Below are 15,503 nucleotides of genomic sequence, written 5' to 3' on the forward strand. Positions count from 1 at the left end.
AACAACCCCCCCCCCCCCCCCACACTCTACCCCCTGTCGCAACGCTCGGGGCCCACGCGGGGGGGGCCCCCCCCGCGGCCCCCCCCCCCCCCTCCGGCATGTACGAGCACGTCACTTCGCCTGCAGCGGCCCCGCGAAGGACTTGCGCAGGGACGCGGGAGCGGCCAGGGGGAGGAGCGCGGCGAGCATCTTGCCCTTGACCGTGCTCGGCTGCCGCGTCAGCTCGACGTCGACCCTGGTGCCGTCGCCCTCGGGGGCCATCCGGAAGACCCAGCCGCCGCCGGCTCCGAAGAGCTTGGAGTCGAGCGTGGTGATGGTGACCGTGTCACCGGCCGGTTCCCACTCGTAGCGCACCCGCTCCCAGGCCGCGGCAGTTCCCTCGGTGACCTCGGCCCAGGTGTCGCCGAGGTCGTGGACCTCGAAGTGGTCGGCGTCGATCGTGGGCCAGGCCTTGGCGCGGGAGGGACCGAAGTCGGTCAGTACCTCCAGCACGTCCTTGGGGCTGAGCTGGGAGACGAGGTGGAAGCGTACGACTGCCATGGGATGTCCTCACCGAGAAGTAACCGTTCTGACTGGTGACGAAAGATTCCCATGAGGTCTCGTCACCCGTCAAGGTGGTTACTCTGGAGAGTGTTCGGTCACCTGTCAGGAGGGTCACGTGAGACATGTGTTTCCGTGCGGGACGCTCACACTCGACTTCGTGGGCACCCTGCAGGAGCGGCGGGCGCCGGTTCCGATCGAGCGGATCGGCTCCCCCGGGCTGCTCGACTCCTGGTTCGTCGAGGCCGGGCTGCTCGACGAGCGGCCCGGATCCGACCAGGCGGACCTGCGCACGGCGCGGGAGCTGCGGGAGGCGATCCACTCGCTGGTCAGGGCTCGTCTCACCGGCCGTCCCCTACCCGTCGGGGCGGTTGTCGCGGTGAACCGGCAAGCCGCCGGGGTGCCGGTGGCGATGCGGCTGGGCTCCGCGGGCACCAGCCGTTCCGGCAAGGCCGCCCAGGCCCTCACCGATCTCGCCCGCGAGGCGGTCGAGATCATCGCCGGCGCGGAAGCGGCCCTACTGCGCGAGTGCGGACACCCCGACTGCACCCATGTCTACCTCGACCGCTCCCGGGGCCGCCGGCGGGAGTGGTGCGCGATGCGGACCTGCGGGAACCGCGTCAAGGCAGCCGCCCTGCGGGCACGCCGCCGAAGGTAAGGTGAGCGCCTCTGTCCCGGGGCGCCGCGCACATGTGTCCAGCGGGGGCGGTCCCCTCGTACGGAACCGTCCCCGCACCCCTCAGCCGCGGTTCTCGGCCTGGAACATCCAGCTCTGCTTCTCCAGATCGGCGGTCAGGCCGATCAGCAGATCCTGCGTCACCGCGTCCGCCGGGCCGGTCACCTCGATGCGTTCCCGCACCCGTTCGATGACGGCGGAGAACGTCCGCACCAGAGCGTCGACGGCGTCGACGTCCTTCGTCCAGCCCGCCGCGAAGTCGGGCACCCCACTGGTGGCGGCGATGGTGGTGGCCCGCCCGTCCGGACTGACTCCCAGTGCGGCGGCGCGTTCGGCCACCGTGTCGGCGTGGTCGCGAGCGGTGGTGACCACTTCGTCGAGCTGCAGGTGGATGGAGCGGAAGCGCGGCCCGTAGAGGTTCCAGTGCGCCTGCTTGGCCACCAGGGACAGGTCGAGCAGGTCGACCAGGGTCGCCTGCAGGGCGCTGCCCGCGATCTCGCGCTCTTTGTCCGGCAGTGGGCTGTTGATGACCGTCATGGGTGTGCGGTTCCTTTCCGGATTGTCGCCAGCGTCCCCATTGTCGGAGCCACCGGTCTGTCATGGATCAGTCGTTTGACTGCCGGTCGGACGACAGCAACAAGCACACGTGTGCGAGGTGGGCCACCGACACGTGTGCCGTGCCGGCTTGTGCGGTCAGGCCCGGATCTGCAAGAGGACCGGGTTGGTCAGCGCCGCCATCGGGCCCCACTGCGGGGCCGAAGCCATGGTGTTGCCCTTGCCGGGGGTGCCGTCCGCCTTGGGGTGGCGGACCTCGGCGCGCACGTACGCGGCGAGCGAGGCGGTGGTGCGCCACACGACCGTGCCGGTGCCGGAAGCGCCCAGCGACTCCTGGTGCATCTGGCCCTCGTCGGTGATGAACCGCACCGTGCCATTGGGCACTCCGGACACCTCCAGGCACACGTCGACGGGTGTGTCCGCGGCCAACCGAAGCGTCTCGGCGATGCCGGCCGCCGCCAGCCGCGCTGAAGGCGACGGTGACGGCGGAGGACTCGGCGACATACGTACGGCCCTTGCGGATGCCCTCCAGGACGACGGGCCATCGATGGCCTGCGGCACATGACCACCCGGGTCGCCGCCGCCGGACGGCTGCGGATGAGCGTCGGGCGCGCGACCGAGGTCATGCACTCCGCCGGCGTGGGCACGGTCATCACGCTGATGAGCCTTCCCGAGGACGCCCGCGACCTGCGGACCTCCCACACCGTCCGCGAGATGATGATCAACACCCTCGCGCTTCCCCCGCGCAGGGGCACGACGTCGGCGGCGCCGCCCCCGTCGCCGGCAGCGCCATGGCACTGCGCCGCTCTCGACCACGGCGACACCGCGGCGCTCAGCCCCGGCGAGCGCGTCCTGCTCCACGAGTGGCTCAACCAGCTGGCCGACGCGGAGGACGGGGACGGCTGACGGCACGGACGGTCAGCCCGCGTGACACACCTGGTCACACTCCGGCCAGTGCGACGGACCATCGTGGGGACATGACCAGCGAAAACCCGTCCACCTTCGGTGGGCGCCTGCTCATCGGCGCCACCGGCTCCGCCGCCGTCGCCACGCTCCCGACGTACGTCAACGCGCTGCGCACCACGTTCACCGGGACCGTCACCGTCCTGCTGACCCACACCGCCGCCACGTTCCTTCCGCCGCACACCGTCGCGCTGTTCGCGGACCGAGTGGTGACGGGGACGACGCCGGACGACTGGGCCCGGGAGAACCAGGCGACCCTGGCGGTGGAGCACGACATGATGGCCGTCCTCCCGGCCACCGCCAACATGCTCTCCGCCACCGCCACGGGCGCCGTGCCGAACATGCTGACCGCGACGATCGCCGCCGCCGACTTCCCCGTGGTCTTCTTCCCGGTGATGACCGGCGCGATGTGGGCCAAGCCCGCTGTCCAGCGCAACGTGGACCAGCTCCGCCTCGACAGCCACCACGTCGTCGACCCGCAGTGGGGGCAGCGCTACGACGTCGGCCTCGGCGAGTTCGTCAAGGCGCCCATGCCGCCGGCTCCGCCCCAGTTCATCGAGGTGGTCAGGGAGTTCATGCCGAAGAGCGGGCCCGTGGTCGTCTGACCGTCACCGGGAACGGTAGGCGCCGGGCGTCATGCCCGTGACCGTTCTGAACGCCCGGTACAGCTGTGCCTCGCCGCCGAACCCGCACTCGCGGGCCACGGCGGCGAGCGGGCGTTCGGGGCGCGCCAGGACCAGCCGCTGCGCGTGTGACACCCGAACCCTGCGGATCAGCCGCGTGAGCGATTCGCCGCCCTCGGCCAGAGCGCGGTACATCGTGCGCCGGGAGACACCGCAGCCCGCGGCCACCGCGGCGGCGTCCAGGCGAGGGTCCGTGGCGTGCCGACGTACGAACCGGTGGACACGCTCCCGCGTCAACGCCGTCGCCGACGTCTGGGGCAGCGCGCCGCCCGCGGCCCATCCCAGCGCCGCGTCCAGCAGGTCGACGGCGTGCGGCAGCAGGGCCGCCGCCGCTCCCGGGTCGTGGCCCTGCAGACGGTCGAGCCCGACGAGGAAGTCGGCGACCACCCGGCCGGGGCCCGAGGCACCCAGTTCCACGGCGGTCGCCCCGTTCAGGGAGCGGTGCGGCAGCCGGGCCCTGGGCACCTTGACCACCAGCTGGGAGAAGTCGTCCGCGAAACCCAGCGCGTAGGGGCGGGCGCTGTCGACGAAGGCCATCGCCCCGGGGGTGAGCACGGCCACGTGTCCGTTCTGCTCCAGCCTGGCCCGGCCGTGGAGCTGGATGTCGGCGAGGAGGACGTCCTCGTGGTCGCGCGCGATCAGCCGGCGCGTCCGTGCCACCTGCTGGGGGCTCGCGGTCAGCGCGGCGAACCCCACCGCGTCCAGGACGGACGTCTCGATCCGGCCCTCGAAGGCCCTGTCCGGCTCCGGACGCACCGCCACCCCGACGAACGTGTCGCAGACGACGTCGGCCCAGTAGGCGAACGTGTCGGAGGGCTCGACGTTGGCGCTGGACCACCGGGTGCGTGAACAGGCCACCGCCGGGTCCTGGTCAGAAGAGGGGGACACCGGGATCGAACCCGAAGCGGACGCGCCCGGCGGCCTCCAGGAAGGGGGCGAAGTGGTTGGCGTGCTGGAGCGCCACCATGCCGTCGCGGAAGAGCCGCTCGACGGGATTGCCGCGGTCGATCGAGGCAGAGCCGCCGAGTTCGTACATGGCCACGAGCACCTCACGACTGACCTCTGTCGCGTGGCCCATCGCGGCATGCAGGGCAGCCCGCTGGTCGAGGGTTGCGGGCTCGCCCTTCTCCCCGGCGGCGTCCACGGTCGCCGCCGCGGACAGCAACAGCAGTCGCGCCGCCTGGAGGGCCGCCTCCGACCGCGCGACGGTCGCCTGGGCGCGAGCGGATTCCGCGAGCGTGCCACCGGTGAACGTGCTCTTGGACGTGGCGAGGGCGACGATCTCGTCGACGGCGCTCTGCGCGACACCGAGCACCACGGCGGAGCAGCCAGGGAAGACGAGCGCGGGGATGAAACCATGGTAGAGGGGCCGTTGGGTACGAGCCGGCACGTCGAACCGGGCGACCAGCTCGTCGGGGACCAGGACGTCGTCGACGACCACCGTGTTGCTGCCGGTGCCTGGCATGCCGCTGACGTCCCCGGTGTCCAGGACCGAGAGCTGGTCCCGGCTCAGGGCGAAGAGCCGTACGTCCGGTGTGCCCCCCTGCGTCAGTCGGGGGCTGCCGTCCTCCGCGACGACGGCGACCACGACGAGCCAGTCCGCCCGGTCGACGCCGCTGACGCGCTTCCAGGTGCCCGAGAGACGGTAGCCGCCCTCGGTCACCACCGCAGTGCCAGGCTGGTCGGCGTTTGCGAAGATCGGATCGGGGCCGTCCGCCCAGATCCGGGCGGTGCCGGCCTCGCCGAGCAGCGCGGCGAGGAATCCCCAGTTGGTGTTCCACACCACCCACGCCACCGAGGCGTCGAGACGTCCGAAGCCCTCGTGTACACCTTCAGCACTGTCTCCAGAGGTGCCTCGAAACCCCCCAGCTCGCGCGGGGTGAGCAGCCGGAAGGCACCGCTGTCGCGCAGCTCCTGCATCAGCTTCTCGGGCAGATCACGACCGGCCTCCATCTCCTCGGCGGCGGCCTTGACGGAGGCCGAGAGCAGCTCGGGGAGACGCAACGGGCCGGACTCATATGTGCTCATGGGTTCTCCAACGTGGGGAATCGGCAAGGGTGAATACCCGCATACGCTGGAGACACGTGTTTCGATCGCTGTGAGGTTCAGCGGCAGCCGCGACCGCCATGGGGAGATGAACAGAGCCGAAGGCCACGCGTGCCGGCTCAGATCAGTCCCCGGGCGGCGGCCCTGACCCCCGCCTGGAAACGGGTGTCGGCTCCCAGCCTGGTCAGGACGGCGGCGATGCGCCGGGTGGCGGTCCGGGTGCTGCACCCCAGCTGGCGGGCGATGGCCTGGTCCTTCAGCCCGGCCTTGAGCATGCCGAGGAGCAGGATGTCGTCCGCGTCGAAGGTGCCGTCCGCGGCGGGCGCCGTGCCGGAGATCGGCTCGGCGCGGGCCCAGTAGGCCTCGTAGAGCTCCACCAGGGCGTCGAGCATGCCGGATGGGTGGATGACGACGAGGTCGTCGTAGACCGGGCCGGACAGCGGGACCAGGGCGACTCGCTTGTCGATGATGTGCAGTTTGAACGGCAGGGACGGCAGCAGTCTGGACTGCTCGCCCAGTTCGGCGAGTCTGAGCAGCGTGGCGAACCGTCCGGGGCGCTCCATCGACTGCGGGCAGTAGATCGAGCGCACCTCGATGCCCTGCCCCAGCCAGGCCGCCGTGATGGCGAACTCGTCCTCGTTGCTGTGGTGTCGGCCATCGGGGCGGCCCACGTAGGGCGGACGGTCGAGGGCCCACATGTGGCTCGTCGCGGAGTTGCTCAGTTCCTCGACCCGTTCCCGGATCAGCTCGCGCTCCGACAGGACCTCCACCAGATTGCGCGGATCGGCCCGCAGCCTTCCGTCGCGGTAGCGCTCGGCGATCCGGTCGATCTCCGTCCGCGCCGAGGCCAGCGCCGTCTCCACCTCGAACTGCCGCCTGGCCAGCAGGGGCAGCAGCGCGGCCTCGGGGTTCGTCGCCTGGTAGCAGCCTCCGCCGGTGGCGCGCAGGAGTCCGAGTTCCGTGAGACGGGCGACGGACCGGTGAACGTGGTCCGCCGATGTTCCCAGCGATACGGCGAGATCCGAGACGAGCACAGGTCCCTGGTCCAGGAAGCACCGATAGATTCGTTCATCGGGCTCGGACATGCCCAGTGCCGTAAGCACCTGTACATACCTCCGTCGGGTCGGCATCCGCTCAGGACGTGGACCACTTCTGGTTGACACCGCCGGAGCAGGACCACAGCTGGAGCCGAGTGCCGTTCGCCGTCTGGTTGTCCCGTACATCCGTGCACTTGTCGGCCGGCGTGTTGACCAGGTCATGGCTGGAGTTCAGCACGAACCGCTGCGCCGAACTCCCGTTGCAGGTAGCCAGTTCGAGGTCCGCCCCGTCGGCCGTCGAGCCGCCCGCGAGCTGTACGCACATGCCGAGCGCGCGCATGGTCCCGCCCGTGAACGTCCAGTGCTGCGAGGCGGATTCCGAGCAGTCCCAGATCATCAGTTTCGCGCCCTGCACGGCCTTGCCGCCCACGATGTCGATGCAGCGCTGCGAGGCGTGGCTGAACACGTTCACACCCGGCGCCGCGGCCGGGGCGGTCGTCTCGGTTCCGGTGGGCTCCTGCGCCGGGGCGGTGGCGCGTCGGTCGGACGGGGCGTCCTCGCTCGACGCACTGCTCTTGGGCGAGGTGGACGTGGGCTTCGCGGCACCATCGGGCTCCTTGCCGGTGCCGGTACCGGCCGCGCTCACCGCGGGTGCCGGCACATCGCCGAGCCCGTCGACGACGTCTGTGCCGTAGTCACCGGAGTCGACGGCGACCGGCGCCCCGTCGCGCCTGTCGTCGTGCCCGCCGACCAGGCCCAGGGTCAGCAGGACGCCGCCCACCGCGAGCAGTCCCACGATGCCCACGACGCCGAGGGCACCACGGAATCCCTCGCGCCGGGCCTTGTCGCCGGTACGTGCGACGTCGTCGCCGGGTTTGTTCGTGGCGGCGCCGGGGGCGTCGGCACCGCGGCCGGCGTTCCTCCGCGACCCGAGGGAGGAGATCTGGGCGAGCCGGGGCAGGGAGGCGCCTCTCCCGGCCGCGTCCGGCGTACGGCCGACGCTCCCCGGCGCGGCCGGCTCCGCGGCACCGGCCGTGTCGCCGTCCTGGGCGGGCCCGGAACCGACCGACCTGGCGCTGCCCGGGACCCTCTTGGGGAGGTCTCCCGGCGAACGGGGCGTGTGTGGAGGCTTCATGGGTTCCTTTCCAGCGGAGCCGGAGCATGGGCGGCAGTGTCGCGGAGGGCCCGGCGGCGGGCCGCTGTATGTGAGGCAGGACCGGTGCCACGCACACGGACGCCGTCCGACCTCGCGGTCGGGCGGCGTCTCGGCGGGCGGTACCCGGCTGCCGGATCTGGCTAGGCCCAGCAGCCGTTCACGGTCGCGGCGAGGCCGTCCATCGCGTCCTTGATGTCGTTCGGAGCGGCCGTGGAGCCGTTCTCGATGAAGGAGAACACCCGCCATTCGCCGTCGTCGGTCCGGGTCAGACCGCTCAGGGCGATGGCACCGGTGAGAGTGCCGGTCTTCGCCTGCACCTTGCCGACCGCGCACTGGGAGTTCGGGTCGTCGAACCGGCCCCACTCCGGGCCGAGGGTGGAGCCCGCCTCACCGGCGACCGGCAGGCCGTCCAGGATGGCGCCCAGGGTGTGCGCGTAGCGGGGCTCCGTGAGCAGTTCGAGGATCTGGGCGAGGGTGGCGGCCGGGATGCGGTCGGCCCGGGACAGGCCGCTGCCGTCGTGGATCTCGAAGTGGTCGAGAGGGACGCCGTAGCGGTGGCTGAGCACCTGGCGTACGACCTCGGTGCCGCCCTCGAAGGTGGCGGGGCGTCCCGCGCCCAGGGCGGTCATCCGCAGCAGGGTCTCGGCGATGTTGTTGTCGCTGGTCTTGAGCATCTTCTTGACGATGTCCCCCAGCGGGGCCGACTTGTGGCGTGCGACGGGCACGTCGGTGCGGGCTGCCGTACGACGTGTGACGTCGCCGTCGACGGTGATGCCGTTCTCGGCGAGCAGCTCGGCGAAGGTCTGCCCGGCGTCGATGGAGGTGTCCTGGACGCCGCGTCCGTCGACGACCAGGGCGCGAACCGGGGCGACGGAGTCCGGGTAGTAGCCCTCGTTCCAGCCGTCGGCGAGGGTCGGTTCGGGGAACAGGCTGTCGTCCACGGCGATCTTCACCGAGGTCAGGCCCGCCTTCTGCAGTCCGGCGACCGCGGTCTGCGCCAGCTCGGCGAGGTCGGCGCTGGTGAGGGTGCGGTCGCCGCCGCCGACGAGGGTCAGGGTGCCGTCGCCGTAGACCACCTTGGTGGTGAAGCGGTGCTCCGGGCCGAGCACCGTCAGGGCGGCGGTCGACGTGGCCAGCTTGACGTTCGAGGCCGGCATCAGCGCGGTGGAGCCGTTGTGGTCCCACAGGGTGCTGTCGGAGTCCGCGTCGAGCACCACACCGCTCACGTCGGAGCCCAGCCGCTGGTCGAGCACCCGGGTGTCCAGGTTCGCGGCCATCTGCTGGTCGTCGGCGTCGACACCCTCGGTCGCGTCGGCCGCCGTGCCCGTCGCGCTGTTGCCGGACGCGGCGAAGGCCGAGGGCCCCGCCAGCGCGGCCGAGGCCATGGGCACCGCGATCGCGAGCACGACGGCACGCCGGACTCCCGAGCCGCCCTGTCTCACCTTGCGGTGCCGACGCCGGCCGCCCGGGACGAAGGCATTCATCTGCTGTGTTTCCTCTGCCGAGTTACTCATGGAATCCCAAGGTCCGAGTACAGAAACGTGTGAGAAGAAGATCGGCGCGCACCCTACCATTCGTCATGTGTGGTGTCGGTACGGTCGCAGAGGCCGACGAGCATCGCACATGTGTGCCTGGACTCACGCAGGTGTCCTGATCGGTGTGACAGGTGAAGGGTGCCGCCGATGAAGTCCGCGTGCCGGAAGACGGCCCTGTGGCGGGCGCCATGGTCCGCCGTGACGGCGTTGGCCGCCGCGAATTGCTGGTTCCCCGGCGGGGGCGCAGAGCGGCCGAGCGGCGTCGACCGCGTGACCGCGGACCGCGTCTGCTCGCGGGGAGCCATGACGCCCGAGAGGCACCGAGCAGCCTGGAAGCGGTCGGAGTGCGATGACGCCGCGGCCCGCGGACACCTGGCGGCAAGTGCACGAGTGAACCCTTCTGTGCACTTGCTCCGTGTCCTGCATGACGGCTGTTGCACGGGCAGGGTCGTACGGATCGAGGACACACGTATGGACACGTACCAGCAGGCCCTGTCGGCCGGTGAACCGGGCGAACTGGTCATCATGGACCCGGAGTTCAAGGCGGACGCCCACCGGCAGTACGCACGGCTGCGCGCGGAGGGCCCCATTCATCCGGCGCAGTTCTTCCCCGGCATCACGGGCTGGGTGGTCGTCGACTACGACCTGGCCCGCGAGGCGCTGACCCATCCGGCGCTGCTCAAGGACCCGCAGCCGGCCGTGGAGATGCTGGAGGCGGCGGGCTTCCTGGGGCACAAGCGCGGCACCGGGTTCGGCGGGCAGATGCTGGAGGCGGACCCGCCCGAGCACACCCGGCTGCGCCGTCTGGTGTCAGGCGCCTTCTCCCCGAAGCGGTCCGCCGAACTGGAGCCGCGCATCACCCGGATCGCCAACGAACTCATCGACGCCATGCCGCCGTCCGGTGAACTCGACCTCGTGGAGGCCTTCACCGCGCCGCTGCCGGTCGCGGTGATCGCCGAACTGCTCGGCATCCCCGAGGCCCACCACCAGGACTTCCGCCGCTGGACGACCCTCGCCTTCCAGGTGAGCCACCCCGAGTACGCCGCGGCGGTGGCCAGCCTGCACGCGTTCCTGCGCGAACTGGTCGAGGACAAGCGCCGCACCCCCGGCGACGACCTGATGTCCGCCCTCGTCGCCGCCCGGGACGAGGACGACGGCCGGCTCTCCCAGGAGGAACTCGCCGGCACCGCGGCCCTCCTCGTCATCGCCGGCCACGAGACCACCGTCAATCTCCTGGGCAACGCCGTGCTCGCGCTGCTCCGGCACCCCGACCAGCTGCGGCTGCTGCGGGACGACCCGGGGCTCCTGCCCAACGCGGTCGAGGAGTTCCTGCGCTACGACACCTCCGTCGAGCGCACCACGAACCGATACGCCGCCGAGGACCTGGAGCTGGGCGGAGTGCGGATCCCCCGAGGCGGCATCGTCACCGTGGCCCTCGCCTCCGCCGGCCGCGACGCCCCCCTGCCCGACGGCGGCGACCCGGACACGCTCGACATCACCCGTTCCGCCGTCCGGCACCTCTCCTTCGGCCACGGCATCCACCACTGCCTGGGCGCCCCGCTGGCCCGCCTGGAGGTCCGCGTCGCCCTGCACACCCTGCTCACCCGCGTCCCGCACCTGGAACTGGCGGTCCCCGCCGACTCCCTCGCCTGGTTCCCGTCCGGCATGGCGCGGCGTGCTGTCCCTGCCGGTGCGCTACCGCACCGGTTGAGATGTGCTGGACTCCCACCCGATGGACCCGGCCGGCATCGAAGTCACGGCTGCGGACGGCGTGAACCTCCAAGCCTCAGAATCCCCGGAAGACGCCGTCCGCCTCGGCGGCGTCCACGAACTCCTCCCAGTCCATGTTGGCGAGCGAGACGTTGTTCTCGACGGACCACAACTTCGAGGCCACGACCCTGAGTTCGTCAAAGCCCTGCTCCGGCCCCTCGTCGTCCTCGTCCTCCGCGTCCGTCCTCATGACGGTCGGCAGCGGCATCTCCGCCTCCGTCAAGGCCCTGCCGTCCGCCACGATCAGCAGGTCGTCCTCGGCGGGCGCGAGTGCGACGAGCCGCTCGGCGGTCAGGTCGCGGTAGGCGGGGTCGTCCACGATGTGCAGCGCCGCGAGGAAGCCGTCCTCCTCGTCAGGAGTGGTGACAACGGTATGAAGGCTCTGCCGGGCCGCCTCGTCGAGAAGTCGATGCGGATCAGCAAGGTGTGTCCGGTGTGCGGAAGGTCTCTCATGCCTGGGCATGTCAGCCAGCCGTACAGGTCACACATATCAATGCGTCACCACCTTGACTGGTGACGAGGCTGGGTGCAAGCTGAAAGCAGTCCTGTCGACCGACAGGACCCGTCCACGATCCACGAAGTGGAGGCTGGTCATGAACCAGGAAGCCACGATGGACACCGCCGCGGCGGCACGGCGTGTGCGCTTCGGCAAGCTGCCCGAGCGCATCCGCTACGAGGACATGACTGAAGTGGTGGAGTCCGGGCCGAACGGCGGGGCGAAAACCTCTCCCGAGGACACGGGTGCGTGGCGCACCTTCTCGTGCCTGGCCCTCGACCTGGGGCTGTAGCACTCAGGTGCAGGCCCGTACCGCAGCCGCCGCTGAGCACCCACCGTCGACAGGACAGGTCATGAACACCTACGAATACCCCCTCTTCCCGGGCCGTCTGGGCAAGGAGCAGGAGGCCATCGAGGAGCTGCTCCGCCGGGTCAACTGCAACGACCGGCGGGAGCCGGACCGGGAGGCCGAGGAGTACACCAGGAGGACCCGCCGGCTGGCGGCCGTCACGTTTCTCAGCGCAGTTCTGTGACCGCCGTGTCCGCGGTGAGGGAGAGGGCGAGCAGGGCGGTCGCCGTGAAGTCGTCCGCCGGTTCGACCGTCTGCCAGGCGGCCACGTCGTCGACGTAGCCGGCACCGTGCCCGTCGAAGTCGGACCACCGGTGTCCGGACGGCTCGGCGGAGCACGGACGCATGCTGTCGAACCTCTCCAGGTCGCCCAACAGCTCCGCCTTGTTGGGGCCGTTGACCACGGCACCCCGCAGGATGTCCCCCCGCCCGGTGCGGCTCATGGCGAGGTTCGCCACCTGGTGCTCCGGGCAGTGCGGGTACGTCTCACCCGCGCCGATGACGAAGCTGGTGCCCCAGGGGTTGGCACCGAAGACCCAGCCGCGCTGCCGGGAGGCGAAGGCGTCGAAGCGGTGGTCACGCGTGACGCGCGCGTAGAGCCCGGACGTGGCCACTAGCCCGAAAGTGCGCGGTACGGCGTCGAACTCGGTGAGGACGACACCCGCGCCGAACGGGTCCCGGGCGGCCTGCCGCGTGCCCTCCGCCAACTGCCGCCTGAGATCCGCTTCGAGCGCGTTCCTCGTGTCCCCGTCCAGTCCGGGCGAGGACAGCAGATCCGCGTGGGCGAGGGCGCTGACATCCGACACGTCCAGGGTGCCGCGCTCGCCGGACTGGAGATACGCCTTCGCCCAGCCGACCGCCTCCCGCTGCCACCGCACGCTTCGGCCGTCCCCCAACTCGCGGGCGGAGCGGGCGAGTTCCACGGCCGCCCACTCCATGTCGTCCCGCCACGAGTCCTCCCGGTAGTAGCTCGCCGGGGCGGTGGTGAACAGGCGCCCGTGCGGGTCGGTGTCGGCGCGCGCGTACACCTCCGCCGCCTTGTCGAGCCACCGCCGCGCCGCCTCCGGGTCTTCTTCGGCCCGTACCTGCGCGGCCAGCGCGAAGGCGGCGGCCACCCGGCCCGCCAGGTTGGGACTGATGGGGTCGCCAGGGGTGTTGGCGCGGAACACGGGGCGGTGCTTCACCAAGTAGTCGGGGTCGCCTGGCCGTACGGAAAGAGCGTCGTCCTCCTCCGGCAGGCGCCACATGTCGTGGTCGCCGCGCAGCCGCGCGTTGCCGCTGCCGAGGCCCACCTGGGCGTACAGGACGCCGTCCGGGCCGTCCCACATCCTGTCCAGCCAGTCCAGCCCGTGGTCCGCCTCCGCCGGAAGCCCGGGCACCGGAGGTGTGTCGCGCACGGCGGTCAGCAGCTGCCCGACGACGTACGACGTGGTGTGCGTGAACTTGAGGAAGTCACCGGCGTCGAACCAGCCCCCGGACACGTCGACGGGCCCCGCCACCTCGGTCAGCGCGGTGGCGGCCGTCCGCTCGCCGCCGGCCGTGTAGCGCGGGGGCGCGTAGACGACGGCCCGCTCGTCGGTCAGGTGGGAGGCGACGCGGCCGGTCTGCTCCGGCAGTACGTCGCCGCCGTCCCGCTGGGTGCGGAAGAAGCGCACGCTGTCCGCGCGCAGCGCGTCCGTCAACTGCCCCGCCGAGGCGACCCGGAAGCGCGGTGACCGGCCCTCCGCCGAGCCCGTCAGCCGCAGCCGGTAGGTGCCGGTCCGGCGGAGCGCCGACAGATCGACGGTGCGGACGGTGTCGTAGGCGGCGTTCCAGGAACCGGTCGAGGGGCCCAGCCTGCCGCGCAGGACGGTGCGCCCGCGCTCGTCGACCACCGTGAAGCCGGCGTCGGCCAGGTCGTCGCCGTTTCCCATGACGTAGGCGTACTTCTTCTCACCGGTCACATATCCGGCCTGGTTGACACGTATCTCCGCGGGCTCGGCGGCGTCGTCCGCCGAGCAGGAGACGAGGCCGCCCGCCGTCACGAACGAGGCGACCGTGACCGTGACTGCCGGAACGAACCGGGACAAGGGTTTCATGGCACACAGTGTGTCCTACGGGGCATGGGGGGTCGGCATCCGACAGTCGTCCGACCGAGAAGCCGAAGGTGTCCTGGCGCCGATGACGCAGTCATTCGACGGATGTGTGCGCAATGTCCGTTCCCGGAGACTGATCAGGCGCTCATCAAACGCGGCGAGCCGTGATCCAGGCGGCGCCCCTGCCCCGCCGGATGCGCTCACGACCGATGAAAGGCAACCGCATGCCCACCTTCGCCGACCACGTCATCGCCTCGCTCGAGGCCTCCGGAGTGAGCCGTCTGTACGGCCTGCCCGGTGACTCGCTCAACGGTCTGACGGACGGGATACGCCGGGACGGCGTCGACTGGGTGCATGTGCGGCACGAGGAGAGCGCCGTGTTCGCGGCGGCGGCCGAGGCCGGGCTGACCGGCGAGCTCAATGTGTGCGTCGGCAGCTGCGGTCCGGGCAACCTGCACCTGATCAACGGGCTCTTCGACGCCCAGTGCAGCCGTGTGCCGGTCCTCGCCATCGCCGCCCAGATCCCCGGCAGTGAGATCGGCTCCGGCTACTTCCAGGAGACCCGCCCGCAGGAGCTGTTCGCCGAGTGCAGCGTCTACGCGGAGGTGGTCACCAGCCCCGAGTCCGGGCCGCGCATCCTGGAGATGGCGATGCGGGCGGCCGTCGAACGCAGGGGAGTGGCGGTCGTGGTCGTACCCGGCGAGATCTTCCTCGCCAAGACCGGCCGGGACCTGCCCCCCACGGTCGTACGACCGACTCGGACCGTCGTCCGCCCGGATGACGAGCCCCTGAACGAGGCCGCCGAGCTGCTGAACGACGCACAGCGGGTGACGATCCTCGCAGGTGCGGGCGCGGCCGGTGCCCACGACGACCTGGTCCGGCTCGCCGAGATCCTCAAGGCCCCGGTCGTGCACGCCCTGCGCGGCAAGGAGTACGTGGAGTACGACAACCCGTACGACGTCGGGCTCACCGGACTGCTCGGCTTCGCCTCCGGCTACAAGGCGATCGAGGAGGCCGACACCCTGCTCATGCTGGGCACCGACTTCCCCTACCGGCAGTTCTATCCGCGCGACGCGAAGGTGATCCAGCTCGACATCCGCGGCGAGCAGATCGGCCGCCGCACCCATGTCGACCTGCCCCTGGTCGGCAGTGTGCGCGACACCCTGCCCGCGCTGCTGCCGCTGCTGACCATCAAGACCCACCGCGACCATTTCGACCAGGCCCTCGCCCACTACGCCCGCACCCGTAAGTCGCTGGACGCGCTCGCCGTCAACGACCACGAACGCACCCCGATCCACCCGCAGTTCGTGGCGCGCACCATCGACCGCCTCGCGGACCGGGACGCCGTCTTCACCGTCGACGTCGGCTCCCCGGTGGTGTGGGCGGCCCGCTATCTGACCTTCAACGGGCACCGGCGGTTGCTCGGTTCGTTCAACCACGGCACGACAGCGCGAGCCCCCTGACGCAGCACCGCCACCGCCCGCTGCGGATCTCTCTGTGCCGTCAGGTTCCTGGCGAGGGACACACAGACGCGGAACTCGTCCAGGTCCGGGCGGACGGCCGACAGGGCGCAACCGCGGCGAGGGGAGGCCGGTCCCCGGCACCGGCCCTCGACATGTGTG

Annotated in this window: 16 protein-coding genes and 1 pseudogene; 7 read left to right on the forward strand and 10 right to left on the reverse strand. The window is 71.2% G+C overall.

Annotated features, from left to right (window positions below; all coding sequences use genetic code 11):
• Positions 1-111 precede the first annotated feature (111 nt).
• On the reverse strand, positions 112-540 hold the full coding sequence (locus tag ACFVJQ_RS32570; protein WP_385516200.1) for a hypothetical protein: 429 nt from the start codon (positions 538-540) through the stop codon (positions 112-114).
• 118 nt (positions 541-658) lie between these two features.
• Between ACFVJQ_RS32570 and ACFVJQ_RS32575 the strand changes: the two genes are divergently transcribed.
• Positions 659-1,198 (forward strand): CGNR zinc finger domain-containing protein, encoded by a 540-nt coding sequence (locus tag ACFVJQ_RS32575; protein ID WP_385516199.1) that lies wholly within the window; start codon positions 659-661, stop codon positions 1,196-1,198.
• Positions 1,199-1,279: 81 nt separating this feature from the next.
• On the opposite strand, the gene ACFVJQ_RS32580 is transcribed toward ACFVJQ_RS32575, so the two are convergent.
• Positions 1,280-1,753, reverse strand: a complete 474-nt coding sequence (locus ACFVJQ_RS32580; protein WP_385789184.1) for a DNA starvation/stationary phase protection protein — start codon at positions 1,751-1,753, stop codon at positions 1,280-1,282.
• A 156-nt stretch (positions 1,754-1,909) separates the two neighbouring features.
• The gene (locus tag ACFVJQ_RS32585) at positions 1,910-2,275 is read right to left on the reverse strand and encodes a hypothetical protein (RefSeq protein WP_385789186.1); all 366 of its coding nucleotides are present in this window, start codon (positions 2,273-2,275) and stop codon (positions 1,910-1,912) included.
• A 57-nt stretch (positions 2,276-2,332) separates the two neighbouring features.
• Here ACFVJQ_RS32585 and ACFVJQ_RS32590 point away from each other — a divergent pair, with 57 nt between their 5' ends.
• Together ACFVJQ_RS32590 and ACFVJQ_RS32595 are read left to right on the forward strand one after the other, a co-directional pair.
• Positions 2,333-2,677, forward strand: a complete 345-nt coding sequence (locus tag ACFVJQ_RS32590; RefSeq protein ID WP_385789188.1) for a hypothetical protein — start codon at positions 2,333-2,335, stop codon at positions 2,675-2,677.
• Between the two features lie 71 nt (positions 2,678-2,748).
• Positions 2,749-3,339, forward strand: a complete 591-nt coding sequence (locus tag ACFVJQ_RS32595; RefSeq protein WP_385789190.1) for a flavoprotein — start codon at positions 2,749-2,751, stop codon at positions 3,337-3,339.
• A 3-nt stretch (positions 3,340-3,342) separates the two neighbouring features.
• Here ACFVJQ_RS32595 and ACFVJQ_RS32600 read toward each other — a convergent pair whose 3' ends face one another.
• From ACFVJQ_RS32600 to dacB, 5 genes are all read right to left on the reverse strand, one after another.
• On the reverse strand, positions 3,343-4,305 hold the full coding sequence (locus ACFVJQ_RS32600) for a helix-turn-helix domain-containing protein (RefSeq protein ID WP_385789192.1): 963 nt from the start codon (positions 4,303-4,305) through the stop codon (positions 3,343-3,345).
• Positions 4,289-5,203 (reverse strand): acyl-CoA dehydrogenase family protein, encoded by a 915-nt coding sequence (locus ACFVJQ_RS32605; RefSeq protein ID WP_385789194.1) that lies wholly within the window; start codon positions 5,201-5,203, stop codon positions 4,289-4,291. Before ACFVJQ_RS32605 ends, ACFVJQ_RS32600 begins: the two co-directional genes overlap by 17 nt.
• A 379-nt stretch (positions 5,204-5,582) precedes the next feature.
• A complete protein-coding gene (locus tag ACFVJQ_RS32610) occupies positions 5,583-6,548 on the reverse strand; it encodes a transcriptional regulator (protein WP_385789196.1) in 966 nt (321 codons plus the stop codon).
• Positions 6,549-6,597: 49 nt separating this feature from the next.
• Entirely contained in the window at positions 6,598-7,635 is a 1,038-nt protein-coding gene (locus ACFVJQ_RS32615; protein ID WP_385789198.1) for a ricin-type beta-trefoil lectin domain protein, read from the reverse strand.
• Positions 7,636-7,796: 161 nt separating this feature from the next.
• Positions 7,797-9,140 (reverse strand): D-alanyl-D-alanine carboxypeptidase/D-alanyl-D-alanine-endopeptidase, encoded by a 1,344-nt coding sequence (gene dacB, locus ACFVJQ_RS32620; RefSeq protein WP_385789200.1) that lies wholly within the window; start codon positions 9,138-9,140, stop codon positions 7,797-7,799.
• A 522-nt stretch (positions 9,141-9,662) separates the two neighbouring features.
• On the opposite strand from dacB, the pseudogene ACFVJQ_RS32625 reads away from it, so the two are divergent.
• Positions 9,663-10,902: pseudogene (locus ACFVJQ_RS32625) on the forward strand (cytochrome P450).
• A gap of 75 nt (positions 10,903-10,977) precedes the next feature.
• On the opposite strand, the gene ACFVJQ_RS32630 reads toward ACFVJQ_RS32625, so the two are convergent.
• Positions 10,978-11,424 carry a DUF6924 domain-containing protein gene (locus ACFVJQ_RS32630; protein WP_385516191.1) on the reverse strand — a complete coding sequence of 149 codons (447 nt, stop codon included), beginning with the start codon at positions 11,422-11,424 and terminating at the stop codon, positions 10,978-10,980.
• Between the two features lie 130 nt (positions 11,425-11,554).
• Here ACFVJQ_RS32630 and ACFVJQ_RS32635 point away from each other — a divergent pair, with 130 nt between their 5' ends.
• Both ACFVJQ_RS32635 and ACFVJQ_RS32640 read left to right on the forward strand, forming a co-directional pair.
• Positions 11,555-11,749, forward strand: a complete 195-nt coding sequence (locus ACFVJQ_RS32635) for a hypothetical protein (protein ID WP_385789202.1) — start codon at positions 11,555-11,557, stop codon at positions 11,747-11,749.
• Between the two features lie 61 nt (positions 11,750-11,810).
• The gene (locus ACFVJQ_RS32640) at positions 11,811-11,990 is read left to right on the forward strand and encodes a hypothetical protein (RefSeq protein ID WP_224739995.1); all 180 of its coding nucleotides are present in this window, start codon (positions 11,811-11,813) and stop codon (positions 11,988-11,990) included.
• On the opposite strand, the gene ACFVJQ_RS32645 is transcribed toward ACFVJQ_RS32640, so the two are convergent.
• A complete protein-coding gene (locus ACFVJQ_RS32645; protein WP_385789205.1) occupies positions 11,974-13,884 on the reverse strand; it encodes a glycoside hydrolase family 9 protein in 1,911 nt (636 codons plus the stop codon). The genes ACFVJQ_RS32640 and ACFVJQ_RS32645 overlap by 17 nt on opposite strands.
• A 221-nt stretch (positions 13,885-14,105) precedes the next feature.
• Between ACFVJQ_RS32645 and ACFVJQ_RS32650 the strand changes: the two genes are divergently transcribed.
• Entirely contained in the window at positions 14,106-15,344 is a 1,239-nt protein-coding gene (locus ACFVJQ_RS32650; protein WP_385789207.1) for a thiamine pyrophosphate-binding protein, read from the forward strand.
• The last annotated feature ends 159 nt before the right edge of the window (positions 15,345-15,503 follow it).

The organism is Streptomyces sp. NPDC127197 (assembly GCF_042672405.1).
GTDB lineage: Bacteria > Actinomycetota > Actinomycetes > Streptomycetales > Streptomycetaceae > Streptomyces > Streptomyces flavusporus.

Excerpts from the sequence above, each read along its gene's own strand:
- ACFVJQ_RS32570 (WP_385516200.1), bottom strand. The coding sequence starts at position 540 with ATGGCAGTCGTACGCTTCCACCTCGTCTCCCAGCTCAGCCCCAAGGAC.
- ACFVJQ_RS32580 (WP_385789184.1), bottom strand. The coding sequence starts at position 1,753 with ATGACGGTCATCAACAGCCCACTGCCGGACAAAGAGCGCGAGATCGCG.
- ACFVJQ_RS32585 (WP_385789186.1), bottom strand. The coding sequence starts at position 2,275 with ATGTCGCCGAGTCCTCCGCCGTCACCGTCGCCTTCAGCGCGGCTGGCG.
- ACFVJQ_RS32590 (WP_385789188.1), top strand. The coding sequence starts at position 2,333 with ATGACCACCCGGGTCGCCGCCGCCGGACGGCTGCGGATGAGCGTCGGG.
- ACFVJQ_RS32595 (WP_385789190.1), top strand. The coding sequence starts at position 2,749 with ATGACCAGCGAAAACCCGTCCACCTTCGGTGGGCGCCTGCTCATCGGC.
- ACFVJQ_RS32610 (WP_385789196.1), bottom strand. The coding sequence starts at position 6,548 with ATGTCCGAGCCCGATGAACGAATCTATCGGTGCTTCCTGGACCAGGGA.
- ACFVJQ_RS32615 (WP_385789198.1), bottom strand. The coding sequence starts at position 7,635 with ATGAAGCCTCCACACACGCCCCGTTCGCCGGGAGACCTCCCCAAGAGG.
- dacB (WP_385789200.1), bottom strand. The coding sequence starts at position 9,140 with ATGAATGCCTTCGTCCCGGGCGGCCGGCGTCGGCACCGCAAGGTGAGA.
- ACFVJQ_RS32630 (WP_385516191.1), bottom strand. The coding sequence starts at position 11,424 with ATGCCCAGGCATGAGAGACCTTCCGCACACCGGACACACCTTGCTGAT.
- ACFVJQ_RS32635 (WP_385789202.1), top strand. The coding sequence starts at position 11,555 with ATGAACCAGGAAGCCACGATGGACACCGCCGCGGCGGCACGGCGTGTG.
- ACFVJQ_RS32640 (WP_224739995.1), top strand. The coding sequence starts at position 11,811 with ATGAACACCTACGAATACCCCCTCTTCCCGGGCCGTCTGGGCAAGGAG.
- ACFVJQ_RS32645 (WP_385789205.1), bottom strand. The coding sequence starts at position 13,884 with ATGAAACCCTTGTCCCGGTTCGTTCCGGCAGTCACGGTCACGGTCGCC.
- ACFVJQ_RS32650 (WP_385789207.1), top strand. The coding sequence starts at position 14,106 with ATGCCCACCTTCGCCGACCACGTCATCGCCTCGCTCGAGGCCTCCGGA.